The organism is Coleofasciculus sp. H7-2 (genome assembly GCF_042747725.1).
GTDB lineage: Bacteria > Cyanobacteriota > Cyanobacteriia > Cyanobacteriales > FACHB-T130 > FACHB-T130.
Window position 1 is genome coordinate 16,341 of record NZ_JBHZGO010000023.1, and the last position, 12,053, is coordinate 28,393.

Below are 12,053 nucleotides of genomic sequence, written 5' to 3' on the forward strand. Positions count from 1 at the left end.
AGTAAAATCATTCATCAGTTTTATGACCAAGCAAGAACACCTAAAAATCCTATTAGTTGAAGATAGCCTTGTGAGTCAGAAGATTGTATTAAAACAGTTAAAGAAGTTAGGTTATGAAGCCAATGTTGCTGCCAATGGTCAAGAAGCGTTATGGATGAGATCCCAAGTGAATTATGACCTAATCCTCCTTGATTGTCAGATGCCGGTACTAGACGGTTATGAAACTGCACAAAAAATTCGTCAATTAGAAGGTGATGCGCGACAGACAATCGTGATTGCGATGACTGCCAACGGCATGAAAGCAAATCGGGAGCGCTGCCTAAATGTCGGCATGGATGATTATCTACTTAAGCCTGTTAGTGAGGAAGAATTGGCAGCTAAGTTAGAAAGTTGGAGTCGTGCGATTGTTAAAAATAAGCAGGCGATCGCCTTCACATCTATAGAATTACCAAGTAAATCCCTTCCCCTTGACTCCAGTGCCAACCTGGATGAATCAAATGTCAATGACTTGGTGGATTTAAATCGCTTGGACGATATAACCCTGGGAGATATGAAATTGCGAAAAGAAATTTTACAAGCCTTTTTAGAAGATACAAAAGTAAACTTATTATCGATAAAGTCTGCAACTTTTTCTAAAAATTTTGAAGCAATCGAACATAAAGCTCATCAAATTCGCGGCGCTAGTGCAAATGTAGGCGTCAAGGAATTAAAAATTTTAGCCGATCGATTAGAACTTCAAAGTCAGCAAAAAAACTTTAAAGAAGTTACTGAATTGGTGCTAAAACTAGAAAATCATTTCCAAAAGATTCAATCTTTTTTATTTGAGATAATTGACTGGGAGAAGTTGGAGGGTGAAACTCCAGTCGTTCTTGCCGCCGATCGGACTGGAGGCACGCAGGCTTGTTCCATGTCAAAAATTTTAATGATTGATGACGACCCTAGCGTTCGGTTAGTCGTCAAAAACTCACTCCAACTTCTAGGTCATGAAGTCATAGTAGCGGCTAATGGTGAAGAGGGATTAATGAAAGCAAAACAGCTACGCCCTCATCTGATTATTTGCGATTGGATGATGCCAGTCATCAATGGACTGGAAGTGTGTCGCCAGGTTAAATCCGATCCAGAATTATCTTTGACATTTTTTATTTTGCTGACGATTCGTGGGGATGTAAAAGACCGGGTGGAGGGTTTAGATACTGGAGCTGATGAGTATCTTCCGAAACCGATTGATATGAGTGAATTACGGGCGCGGGTGGGAGCTGGATTGCGATCGCAGCGGTTAACGCAAGAATTGAGCGAAGCGAATCAGGCACTGCGACAAGCGAATCAGCAATTGACTGCCCGTAATGAATTGCTAGAATCTTTGTCGCTGACCGATCAGTTAACGGGTTTATTAAATCGTCGGGCAATGGATCAGGCGTTACCTCATATGCTGCGGCAAGTCGGCACCCGCGATGCGAATACTCGCTATCGTTATTTGTGTGTATTCCTGATTGATGTGGATCATTTTAAGCAGGTGAACGATACCTATGGTCACACAGTGGGAGATTGTGTGCTGCAAGCGATCGCCGGACGATTACAGTCCAATGCACGCCCTAGCAGTCTGTTGTATCGCTATGGCGGTGAAGAGTTTGTCTGCATCACGCTGGGACTGAATTTGCACAATGGTTTAGAGTATGGTGAAAGTTTGCGCTCTTGCATCGCCGAGCGTCCTTTCAAGATTTCTAACGATCTGCTGCTACCCATTACTATTAGTATCGGTGGCGCGATCGCTAGCGCTGTTAATTTAGTTGATTCTCAAGATTTATTACATCAAGCCGATCGAGCGCTTTACAGAGCGAAGCATGAAGGTAGAAATTGCCTGCGAATGTTTTCAGCGTGGGAAAATATTGTTGAATTTGGTCACGCTTAAATTAGTTTATAGCAAAAGCAACTCTTTTAAAAGAAACCTATCTCAATAACTTATTATATTATATTTTATTTGAATTGATTCTCAACATTCTTAGTAATTACAACTGAAAATAACAATTATAAAAAGTATGAAATAGTGAATTAAAATTTTATTTCTGATTCTCGATAACTTGTCACTCGCTTCGCTCAAATTCAAAATTATCAATTTAAAATTCACGTATTACAATCCCCATCATCAAAAGTTGGGCATTGAATAATGATGTTTCGCAGCTTTTTTTACATAATTAAAATTCCTTGTGTACCCTAAATAAATTAATCAAAACTTATTTATTTCTTTAATTTTTAATTTTTAATTTTTAATTTTTAATTGTAGTGATTCCGAGCCTACCGGAAGGATGCCCAAAAGTTTAGATTTGCCGCCAGTCATCAGAGTAAAATTAAGATAGTTTAGAAGCCTGACAAAAGAACTTCAGAAAAGCGAGGAGTGCTAGTTGCAAGACCGCTGCGCTTACCCCGCATCCGCTTGGCGATGCTGTGAGGAGGAAATGAAAAATTTCAAACCAGGAAGCGTAGGAGCGATTACCGCAGGACCATTCAGTGATTTTCAGGGTGTTGTAGTCAAGTTGCAGCCTGGAGAAAAGATTGTCGTTGAAGTCGAAATATTGGGTCGCAAAGCAGAAGTCACGCTAAATCAAGAGCAATTCGAGTTACTGGGTGAAGACCCCCGTCCCCGCTTCCGCGACGAGATTGAAAAAGATATCGAACAGATGCTTCAAGAGGAATTTGATAATTGGTGGCTGAAGCAGTTGGATCGACCAGAGGATGATTTAGTTGCCGAGTGGTCTGCTTTCGAGGCATTTCGTCAAGAATTTGAGGCGAAAGCTGCCGTAGAACGACAGACTTTGCTAGATGCTTTTGAAGCATCTTTTACAGCGATCGCAGAACATGGTGTCTCATGGGCAAAACAACGCTGGGAAACAGAAACAGAACGCTGGACGCCAAACTCCTATCGGCACGAAGAATTCTACAAAGCAGCGCGTCAGCAAATTAAAGAATGCCCTGATGACTCAGGTCATTGGACGGATATCTGGCGGCATCTGTGGCAAGCGGCAAATGAACGTTCCTGGAAGGCGGAATATATGGCATGGCGTCAGGAAAATCTGCCGGATGCCGCCACGATCAAGCAGATGCGCCTGGATGCCCGACAAAAAGCGCAGGCGTTGGTGGAAATAGTGCGATCGCTGGTACAACAAACCCACGGCTTGACCTTACCCGACCATGTTTTCGCATTCTGGGCTTTCTGGCTCAGCTTAACTCCCATTGAGCGGCAAGAAATGCACTGGATTGCAACGCCTTGCGGTTTGTTTGATTTATTCAGTGAGGAAAGTTTGCAGCGAAAACCCATACCAGAACTTGACCATCGCTTACATTACCGCTATTACCGCGATCCGCCGGAGTTTCTCACTTTGCTGTACGGTGGTGGCGATGGTCTGCATTTTGGTCTTTGGTACGATGACCCCAGAGAACTTCCCACGAGTGTGATGTATTACTGGAACAACGACGGCATTCCCGTCTGTGATGATGGTTGTCAAACATTACTCCAGCAGGTTCGCTTCCAAATCGAAAAAGCGGTCTCTCAGCTGGAATATGACCGCTACGACAACGATTCCCGGCATCGACGAGTCAGACTCTCAGCACTCCGCGATGCGGTGATGGCGTTTGAAACGGCGGAACGCCCTGAAATGGGAAGTCTGTACGAGAAAGCCTACAAGCAACAGCCGCTGGGTGCCAGAATTGCTACTGATGATGGCGCGGGTGTGGCAATTCCCGGCTTAAGTGCCGAAACTTGTCCTCAGCGGGATCTTGAAGCCATGAGAACGGCTATCTTAGCGGATGCGCCAATTGTCCAAGACTGGATTGCGGCAGCGCTAGAAGCTTGTGCTGAGGGTCAACCGGCTGAGGCGCTGGCGTTAGGTCGTGACTTGCACTGGCTTTCCGGTGGTAATCCGGAACGAGAAGCGGCTGCTGCCAAACTGCTGAATGCTGCCTACCGCGCACTCGGTCGAGATGCTTTGGCGGCGATCGCATCTGTCCATTATCAAGAGCGATCGCTTCAGTCAGTCAATATTTATTAGCGACAAAGCAGCATGGGCATGGTTGGAGGTATGGCGGGAACTGACGAGCGATTGTAAAGAATTTCAAATCCCTCTGCGTCTTCTCAATGCTGCTGTTTCCTATCGCCAGACAAAAGGCGATCCGCGTGTCTTGCTAGAGCTTCCCATCGAAGAACGCAATTTGTTAAAACAGGTGCTAAAAATAAATGAGCAATAATTCAGTCGTTAATTCTAACAGGACTTACGCAAAGCTTATACATATAGCGTTCTTGTCGGTTCAATCCCCCTGTGGTTGCCCTTCCTATGTGGTGATGTTGCGTAAGTCCTGTTCTAACTTTATCGCGCCGGATTCACTAGACTAACTACTTTTAAAATGACAATTTACTTTTACAGTACCCGCGAAAGATATGGTTGTTTCTCCAATTTTTCGCCTCACGGCTTTGTGTTAGATGATGTTTATTGGCCTACCAGCGAACATTATTTCCAAGCACAAAAGTTTGTTGGGACGCCTCACGCTGACCAAATTCGCCAGGTAAAGACACCGAAGGATGCGGCGAAAATGGGACGAGAGCGATCGCGTCCCCTGCGTCCTGATTGGGAACAGGTAAAAGATGACATTATGCGAAAAGCCGTACTACGCAAATTTGAAACTCATGCCGACATTCGCGAAGAATTACTTTCTACAGGCGATGAGTTAATTGTTGAGAATGCACCCGGTGATTATTATTGGGGTTGCGGTGCTGATGGCAGTGGCAAAAATATGTTGGGGCAGATTTTAATGGAAGTGCGAGAAATATTGCGCCATAGCAATCAGCAATAGTATTTGCACGATGCTACTAGAAAAAATGGAGACATCCACATGACTGCACCAGTTCAACCGCTGACTAAGCAAGAGATTATTTACCCAGACAGTGATGGACAACTGATGGCTGATAATACCAAACAGTTTGATTATATTGTAAAAATTAAGCTGGGGATAGATGCCTTATTTAAAGATAATCAAAATGTCTTTGTAGCAGGCGATTTGCTCTGGTATCCAGTTGAGGGAGATAATAAAATTCGCCAAGCGCCTGATGTGATGATAGTGTTTGGCAGACCAAAGAGCGATCGCGGTTCTTATAAACAATGGGTAGAAGACAATCTTCCCCCTCAAGTTGTCTTTGAGATATTATCACCCGGAAATCGTAAAGCAGAAATGTTGAGGAAGTTCAGGTTTTACGAACGATATGGAGTTGAAGAATACTATATATACGACCCTGACGACGGTGATTTAACTGGGTGGCTGGTTTCTGATGAAGGATTTAATGAGATTGAGTCAATGGCGAGTTGGGTGAGTCCTCGTTTAGGGATACGCTTTGAGATAGAGTCAGATAAGTTAGAAATCTATCGCCCCGATGGACAGAAGTTTTTGTCCTATGTGGAATTAGAAACGCAAAGAGAATTAGCTCAAGCTAGAGCAGAAACGGAGCGACAAGAGAAAGAATTGGCTCAAGCTAGAGCAGAAACGGAGCGACAAGAGAAAGAATTGGCTCAAGCTAGAGCAGAAACGGAGCGACAAGAGAAAGAATTGGCTCAAGCTAGAGCAGAGCAATTAGCAGAAAGATTGCGCTCAATGGGGATTAATCCTGATGAGGTTTGAGTAGGCTCTAGCTCTTTGGACATTCTTTTAGTTTAATAGAAAGCGATCGCCTGTACCCGCCTGTACTCTATGCACTCAAAAAGTTTGTGGCTCTGATTACCGCTCACTCTAACAACTAGATGTCTTTATAGGACATTATCTAGCTGTCTTGAAAGCGGGAACCAGAGCCACAGTTTGGTTTTATAAGAAGTGCAAGCAGTCTAGAAAACTAACACTTTACCCCTTAGCGTCTGCCCCGATTAGGCACTTTGTTCAGGTAATCAATGTTAAACGCTGAGACGTTTTGGGCGTAGTTGCGCTTGGTACTGAGCGACGCCGCTACCTCGCGGAACTTGCGGGGGTCGCCTTCGGGAAGTTGCCGTTCCTGGTTCTTGCGGCTGTAAAACTTCTCCACAGTGAAGCGCCAATCGGTCTTGACGGTGCCAGCAGTTTCGCGGAAGTCTTCGCCATAGCGAGGCGTCACCAGGTTGAAAGGACGCTGTTCCATCCGCTTGCGCTGGTAGGGTACGGTGAAGTCCCCAAAGTTGTCGGTATATTCTTGGCTGTTCACCAAGGCATCAACAAAACCGCTGAAGCCCAAAGTGGCAATTTTAATTGACCAAGCGATTTCTTCGGCTTTGTTGTAAGGTTCCCGACCTAAAAAACGCTTGAGACAAATGTCTACAAGGCGATAGTTGTTATTGACCGAGACAACCAAACGGTAAAATGCCTCTGACTTCGCCAGACCAGCAATAAACTCCCGTACTGTAATCGCCGCATTTTTCAGCTGGGATTCCAGGGTAATCTGACGGTTGAATCTGAGGATTTCATGCTCGCTGAAGACTTGGCGATAAGCTGCCCAAATCAACACTTCCATTTCTGCCGGTGAATTTGCATCTTCCACGCGATAGATATATGGAGTATCTTCGTCGAGATCCGCCTTTCCAAAGCTCTTAACTCGTTGGTTTTGGGTGGTTGGTTTGTATTCAAGTAATGGCAGTGCCATTTAAAAATCTCCCTTATAAAGTGGTTGAGACTTTCTATTTTCCAGCATCAGGGTGTCCTCTGGTCGAGCGGATGCCCGTGCTACCGGAGCGGAAAACTCGCAATTGAGTTAATCGAGACTCGTGTCTCTTGCGCTGTATTATCCCGTGTCATGTCGGGAATTTTGATGTTAGCCGTATTAACGGTAACAGTATTGGTGACAGCTTTCGGGTTGAGCGCCCGTGCCATATCCAAGAAGTTACGCACATTGCCCCACTTGTAGCGCTCAGTTTCTTCCTTGTCGCGCCAGTAGTCGGCGTAGCTAGGCGTCACCAAGTTAAAGGGTCGATCTTTGTAGCGACGACGCTGATAAGGCACCGTATTTTCGCCAAAGTTAGACTGATACTCCTCACTTTCGACCAGGGCATCAATGAAGCCGCTCAGTCCCTTAGTGGCAATTTTAATCGACCAGGCGATTTCTTCGTCTTTGTTGTAGGATGCCCTGCCCAAGATCCGTTTGAGGCAAACTTCGACGACTCGATAGTTGGAGTTTTTCTCAACAACCAAGCGGTAAAATCCCTCGGTCTTCGCCAAACCCCGGATGAAGTCGCGCACAGTAATGGCGCGGTTCTTCACTTGAGATTCCAGGTCAACCTGACGAAAAGAATTGAGGATTTCGTGTTCGCTGAAAACCTGACGGTAGGCTGCCCAGATTAATTCCTCAAGGTCGCCATTATCGATGCAGTTTTCAATGCGATAAATCCGGGGAGTGTCTTCGTTCGGCACTTCGTAACCCGATACTCGCTGGTTCTGCGAACTGGGTTTGTATGCAAGCAAAGGAATTGACATAGGTAAATTGGTTAGTTGCTATGAACGATTAGCCATTAGCCTTTAGGCTTTGGGCGTCGGATATAGGTAGCGATAGGGGAGGGCTACCTCGTTGCGACCTACAGCAGGTTGCGGGTTGGCAACATTGCTGCTCATGTCGGGAATCTCGATGTTTTTAATTTGAGAGAGTGCCCGATCTCTTGTGCGCTGGTAGTTAACTTCGCTGGGAGCAATACTCCGAGCCATTGCCAAGAAGTTGCTGGGAATTGCTTCACGAACTGATGTTTTACCCGTTTCTTTTGGACGCCCGACTTGAAAGTAACTGCGAGTATCCATGCCGATCATGCGACCGCGCCAGTAATCGCTATATCGGGGGTTAACTAAGTTAAAGGGGCGCTCGTTAAACCGGCGGCGCTGATAAGGTACGATCTCATTGCCGAAGTTTTGACGGTATTCCTCGCTATCAACAACGGCATCGATAAAACCATGTAATCCCTTGGAAGCAATTACAATTGACCAAGCAATTTGCTCGTCTTTGCCGTAAGTGGCGCGTCCCAGAAACCGCTTGAAGGTGATGTCAACTAAGCGATAGTTAGAGTTAGTTTCTCCTACCAACTGTCGATAAACATCGGACTTGCCCAATCCCCGAATAAACTCTTGTACGGAAATGGCTCGATTCCGCAGTTGAGATTCTAGAAAGGGTTGGCGGTAGCTTTCTAAAATTAAGTGTTCGCTAATGATTTGCCGGTAGGCAGCCCAGATCAATTTATCAATTGCAGTATCGGAGGTGGCATCTGTGAACCGATAAATTGGCGGGTCGTCCTCATCGGGTACTTCGTAACCTTCTACCCGCTGATTCTGGGTTGTTGGTGTAATTTCAAGAAGTGGAATTGGCATATTTTTAGTTGTTAGTTGTTAGTTGGCGAGTTGTTAGTTATTAGTCTTTAGCCGTTAATCCTGCGTTGATTGACTCAGGACTAATGACCTGTGACTAATGACTAATGACTAATGACTGGTGAGCCAGCTGAACTCTGGCACGAACCGCTGAGTCATTGTCTTGAGCCATTTCCTCTAAGCGCTTTTGGATGGACGGAAGGACTTCTAACTGGCTGGAGAGCGCTTGCAAACCGACAACAGCAGCGTAGCGAATTGCCCAGTCAGGGTCTTGAGAAATGAGGAGCAGCGTTTCCGATGCTCTGGCTAGAGCGCTTTGAATCTGGTCAACACTCAACTGGTGCCAGCGGAGGTTTCCCAGTCCTTTAGCGGCGGCGCGGCGGACGCTGGGTGCGAAATCGGTGGCTGCTGCCTCTACTAAGATGTCTAAAGCGCGGGGGTCAGCGATCGCAGCTAGAGCGCGAATTGCATAAGCCCTGGCACCGTAGTCATAGCCGTCCAGCTTTTCGAGCAAGGGTTGCACGGCTGCTTCCCCCATCTGAATCAGCCCTTCTACTGCTGCTACTGCCGCTCCTGGGTTGTTGTAACCCAAAGCGGCGATCAGGATAGGAATCCCGGCTTCTAGACGAGCGGCAGCTAAGGCTCGGACAGATGCCACCAAGCGTCCGGGCGAATCCGCCTGTTCAATGGCACGAATCAGTTCTTGGGGCGAATCAGTCATTGAAAAACTCAACAGTTATGAGTTATGAGTGTTGAGTTTTGAGTTGTGTATTTAATTCAAAACTCAAAATTCAACACTCATAACTTATAGAAGGGCGTCCATCAGGGTCATCACCCGGATGGCGTCAGCGGATAGGGAATTCGGTTCATCTGGGTGTACAGATGCAGAATTTTGTGTTTGTACGTGTTCCAACAACCCTTTGAGGGCGATGAGCTTGAAGCTATTTTCGGTGGCAGCAGCAGCGATCGCTTCCGCTGCTTTTAGATAACCAATTGCACCCAAGTCTGATAGGACTATCCGGCGCAGTTGCAGATCGCTGTTCTCCAACGCTTGAACCAGACGTTCCCCATAAGCTGAATCTTGCGTTAACTGGTACATCGCTCGCACTGCTGCATACTGCACCGGCACTACGGGATGCTCCAGGAACGGTTGAATCTGGGCAATTGCTTCTGTTGCTTGGAGCGATCCTAAGGCTTCCAGCACGGCTTCATAGGGTTGTGCCAGATGGGGTCGCCCCGGTACTGGTTCAGCGGCTGCCACACCCCCCTCTAGGAGCTTCATCAGTGCTGGAATGCTGGTTGGATCGCCTAGCATTTCCAGTGACTGAGCGGCTGCTTGTTGAACGTAGAAGTCAGAGCAGTCCAAACAACGAATCAACCCTGGCACGGCTAGGCGATCGCCCAATTTCCCCAATGCCCGTGCGGCATTGCGGCGGAGGGGGTATCCACCCAGCTCAGTCCGGTCAGCCTCATCTTCCAAAGCGGCAATTAGAGCTTCCACAGCAGCCGACTCGCGCACGCGAAATTTACCTAGCCACCAGGCAGCATAGTAGCGGAGACTTAAGTCTTCATGGCGGAGATTGGCAATCGCCTGCTCCACCGTTAGCGGTTCGCTACCAGGAGGCGGATTTCCGGGCAGTGAGCTTGATTCAGAATACCGATCGGGATCAGACGACCGCATTGTAGGAGTGCAATGGCTTGCGTTAGACAAGATGGCGCGAATTAACTTTCTGATTTGTCAGCTTTGTCAGCGGCTGTAGCTTTGCTCTTGCCTTTAGCATCCAGGTCTTGATTGGCTGCTGTAGCTTGGCTTTTGGCTTCGCTGCTCCCGTCAAGAGTCAAGGGTTGAATGCTGACAATTTTGCCCCCCAAACGGTTAATCCGCTGCATTTCTTCATTCATTCGGCTGTAGGGCACTGTGATCTGGAAACTGCCACTACGGCGAATGGGATAGCTGAGTTTGTCAGATTCGTAAGTCTGACGCAGACCTTCGACTTCGTAGCGAAACATCCGATTTGCGGCGTCATTCAGAGTACCGCTCCCAAGTGCAGTTTGTCCAAACATCGTTGAAATAGCTCCTGTAATTGGGTTTAAAACAGTTGAGTTTTGTGCATCGTTCATAGTTAATAGTTTATTGCAATAAACTATTAACTATGAACGATTAACAATCCACCTTAAGCTGGTGAAACGCTGACAATTTTGCCACCTTGCTTGGTGACTTGCTGGATCTTTTGGGACAGCTGCTCGTAGGGCACCAAGAAGGCGTTGCTACTGCGACGAACCCTGGGGTAGCCTGGAGAAAGAATCCCAGTTACTTCCAAGCGATAGATCCGTCCGCTTTGTTCCTTGGTACCGCCTAACGCTTTTCTAGGGGCTGCATCGCTAGGAATAGCAGCCGATCTCCAGGTTGACGAACCGCCTGAGGGTTGGAAAATTGTGGAAGCTTGATTTCGACCGACTTCGCCCATGAGACGGGGAGATTTCCCTCCTACTTGAGAGCGATCGCTGTTGGCATAACCCCGATACAGGCGGAACATCCGGCTAAAGCCAATGGTTCTCGACCCCGATTCCACCATAAATCCCCGATAATATGGGACTACGTTGTTACCGAAGTTTGCTTCGTACTCGTTACTGTCGAGGTAGGAATCAATTTCAGCATCGGAGCCTTTTTCTTCACAAAGGCCGGTGTGGTAGCCTAGTTCGGCTTCATCATGAGGGGGCCGACCCCACAAATGCTTGAAATTGAGTTCAACAAAGCGTTGATTTGAATTCGGATAGAAAAACTTTGATTTGTATAGATCCGACTTGGCGATCGCCCGGACAAAATCTCTGACCGTTATGTTTCCCTGCCGAAGTTGCGACTCTGCATAGGTCAGACGTTCGGATTTCATCACGTAGTCGTTGCCCAATACCTGACGGTATGCAGCTCGAAACACTGCTTGCAGATCGCCCTCCGTCCAATCAGGTCGCAGTTCCACTCTTGTCTCATCAAATGCAGAAAGACCCAGACGGCCCGCTGCTGCTAAGTTTGACGCCACTAAACCGGTCATCCTTGCTCTCCCAACGCAACAACTTTTTAAGATTTTTATACTCAAATTGAGAAAAACAATGCCCGGAAAAATTAGCAACTGCTAGCAAGCACGCCAACACTCGCTGATTCTTCCGGGCACCGCACCTGAATACTAGCTCAGGGCGTTAATGGCGTAGTCGATGTAGGTGTTTGCTTCGTTAGCAGCTTGACCGCTCAGACCGTGATTGGCTTTGATGTGCTTCAGGGCTTCCACGTACCAGCTGGGAGACAGCTCAAACGTGCGGTTGATTTCATCCAAACCGGCAATCAGGTACTCGTCCATTGGTCCGGTGCCACCGGCAACCAGACAGTAGCTAACCATCCGCAGGTAGTGACCGATATCACGGGCACACTTGGATTTGCCGCGAGAGTCTGCAGCATACTGAGGCCCTTGCATTTGGGTGGTGTAAGGGAACTTTTGGTACACGGCTTGGGCGGCACCATCGATCAGTTGCTGAGCCTTTTGGGTCAAAGCGCGGGCAGCTTCCATGCTGGCAGCGGCACGCTCAAAGCGACCGTTAACGGCTGTCAGTTCGGTGTTGCCTAAAAAACGACCTTGGGTATCGGCTGCACCGATGGCTTCGGTAATCGGGGTCTTCATTGTTGAGGTATCTCCCTAAAAGTGTTTGCAAAGTTT

The 12,053-nt window shown here is 47.2% G+C and carries 13 protein-coding genes; 5 read left to right on the forward strand and 8 right to left on the reverse strand.

Going from position 1 to position 12,053, the window contains the following annotated elements:
• Positions 1-22: 22 nt before the first annotated feature.
• The 5 genes from ACFW2W_RS03800 (at position 23) to ACFW2W_RS03820 (ending at position 5,661) form a co-directional block, all read left to right on the forward strand.
• The gene (locus tag ACFW2W_RS03800; protein WP_378173532.1) at positions 23-1,909 is read left to right on the forward strand and encodes a response regulator; all 1,887 of its coding nucleotides are present in this window, start codon (positions 23-25) and stop codon (positions 1,907-1,909) included.
• Between the two features lie 544 nt (positions 1,910-2,453).
• A complete protein-coding gene (locus ACFW2W_RS03805) occupies positions 2,454-4,043 on the forward strand; it encodes an ADP-ribosylation family protein (protein ID WP_378173535.1) in 1,590 nt (529 codons plus the stop codon).
• Positions 3,949-4,239, forward strand: a complete 291-nt coding sequence (locus ACFW2W_RS03810; protein ID WP_378173538.1) for a hypothetical protein — start codon at positions 3,949-3,951, stop codon at positions 4,237-4,239. The genes ACFW2W_RS03805 and ACFW2W_RS03810 overlap by 95 nt, the downstream gene beginning before the upstream one ends.
• A gap of 156 nt (positions 4,240-4,395) precedes the next feature.
• Entirely contained in the window at positions 4,396-4,842 is a 447-nt protein-coding gene (locus tag ACFW2W_RS03815) for an NADAR family protein (RefSeq protein ID WP_378173541.1), read from the forward strand.
• 39 nt (positions 4,843-4,881) lie between these two features.
• Complete coding sequence (locus ACFW2W_RS03820) at positions 4,882-5,661, forward strand: Uma2 family endonuclease (RefSeq protein WP_378173543.1); 780 nt, start codon at positions 4,882-4,884, stop codon at positions 5,659-5,661.
• A 223-nt stretch (positions 5,662-5,884) separates the two neighbouring features.
• On the opposite strand, the gene ACFW2W_RS03825 is transcribed toward ACFW2W_RS03820, so the two are convergent.
• From ACFW2W_RS03825 to cpcA, 8 genes are all read right to left on the reverse strand, one after another.
• Positions 5,885-6,646 carry a phycobilisome rod-core linker polypeptide gene (locus ACFW2W_RS03825; RefSeq protein WP_378173546.1) on the reverse strand — a complete coding sequence of 254 codons (762 nt, stop codon included), beginning with the start codon at positions 6,644-6,646 and terminating at the stop codon, positions 5,885-5,887.
• A gap of 80 nt (positions 6,647-6,726) precedes the next feature.
• Positions 6,727-7,473, reverse strand: coding sequence for a phycobilisome rod-core linker polypeptide (locus ACFW2W_RS03830; RefSeq protein ID WP_378173549.1), 747 nt, complete (start codon positions 7,471-7,473; stop codon positions 6,727-6,729).
• 42 nt (positions 7,474-7,515) lie between these two features.
• On the reverse strand, positions 7,516-8,349 hold the full coding sequence (locus tag ACFW2W_RS03835) for a phycobilisome rod-core linker polypeptide (RefSeq protein ID WP_378173552.1): 834 nt from the start codon (positions 8,347-8,349) through the stop codon (positions 7,516-7,518).
• 94 nt (positions 8,350-8,443) lie between these two features.
• On the reverse strand, positions 8,444-9,067 hold the full coding sequence (locus tag ACFW2W_RS03840) for a HEAT repeat domain-containing protein (RefSeq protein WP_378173555.1): 624 nt from the start codon (positions 9,065-9,067) through the stop codon (positions 8,444-8,446).
• 84 nt (positions 9,068-9,151) lie between these two features.
• Positions 9,152-10,027 carry a HEAT repeat domain-containing protein gene (locus ACFW2W_RS03845; protein WP_378173558.1) on the reverse strand — a complete coding sequence of 292 codons (876 nt, stop codon included), beginning with the start codon at positions 10,025-10,027 and terminating at the stop codon, positions 9,152-9,154.
• Positions 10,028-10,068: 41 nt separating this feature from the next.
• Positions 10,069-10,467: a phycobilisome linker polypeptide gene (locus ACFW2W_RS03850; RefSeq protein WP_378173561.1), complete on the reverse strand. Its 399-nt coding sequence runs from the start codon at positions 10,465-10,467 to the stop codon at positions 10,069-10,071.
• Positions 10,468-10,520: 53 nt separating this feature from the next.
• On the reverse strand, positions 10,521-11,396 hold the full coding sequence (locus ACFW2W_RS03855; RefSeq protein ID WP_378173564.1) for a phycobilisome rod-core linker polypeptide: 876 nt from the start codon (positions 11,394-11,396) through the stop codon (positions 10,521-10,523).
• Positions 11,397-11,528: 132 nt separating this feature from the next.
• On the reverse strand, positions 11,529-12,017 hold the full coding sequence (gene cpcA / locus ACFW2W_RS03860; protein ID WP_378173567.1) for a phycocyanin subunit alpha: 489 nt from the start codon (positions 12,015-12,017) through the stop codon (positions 11,529-11,531).
• Between the last annotated feature and the right edge of the window lie 36 nt (positions 12,018-12,053).

Excerpts from the sequence above, each read along its gene's own strand:
- ACFW2W_RS03800 (WP_378173532.1), top strand. The coding sequence starts at position 23 with ATGACCAAGCAAGAACACCTAAAAATCCTATTAGTTGAAGATAGCCTT.
- ACFW2W_RS03805 (WP_378173535.1), top strand. The coding sequence starts at position 2,454 with ATGAAAAATTTCAAACCAGGAAGCGTAGGAGCGATTACCGCAGGACCA.
- ACFW2W_RS03810 (WP_378173538.1), top strand. The coding sequence starts at position 3,949 with ATGCTGCCTACCGCGCACTCGGTCGAGATGCTTTGGCGGCGATCGCAT.
- ACFW2W_RS03815 (WP_378173541.1), top strand. The coding sequence starts at position 4,396 with ATGACAATTTACTTTTACAGTACCCGCGAAAGATATGGTTGTTTCTCC.
- ACFW2W_RS03820 (WP_378173543.1), top strand. The coding sequence starts at position 4,882 with ATGACTGCACCAGTTCAACCGCTGACTAAGCAAGAGATTATTTACCCA.
- ACFW2W_RS03825 (WP_378173546.1), bottom strand. The coding sequence starts at position 6,646 with ATGGCACTGCCATTACTTGAATACAAACCAACCACCCAAAACCAACGA.
- ACFW2W_RS03830 (WP_378173549.1), bottom strand. The coding sequence starts at position 7,473 with ATGTCAATTCCTTTGCTTGCATACAAACCCAGTTCGCAGAACCAGCGA.
- ACFW2W_RS03835 (WP_378173552.1), bottom strand. The coding sequence starts at position 8,349 with ATGCCAATTCCACTTCTTGAAATTACACCAACAACCCAGAATCAGCGG.
- ACFW2W_RS03840 (WP_378173555.1), bottom strand. The coding sequence starts at position 9,067 with ATGACTGATTCGCCCCAAGAACTGATTCGTGCCATTGAACAGGCGGAT.
- ACFW2W_RS03845 (WP_378173558.1), bottom strand. The coding sequence starts at position 10,027 with ATGCGGTCGTCTGATCCCGATCGGTATTCTGAATCAAGCTCACTGCCC.
- ACFW2W_RS03850 (WP_378173561.1), bottom strand. The coding sequence starts at position 10,467 with ATGAACGATGCACAAAACTCAACTGTTTTAAACCCAATTACAGGAGCT.
- ACFW2W_RS03855 (WP_378173564.1), bottom strand. The coding sequence starts at position 11,396 with ATGACCGGTTTAGTGGCGTCAAACTTAGCAGCAGCGGGCCGTCTGGGT.
- cpcA (WP_378173567.1), bottom strand. The coding sequence starts at position 12,017 with ATGAAGACCCCGATTACCGAAGCCATCGGTGCAGCCGATACCCAAGGT.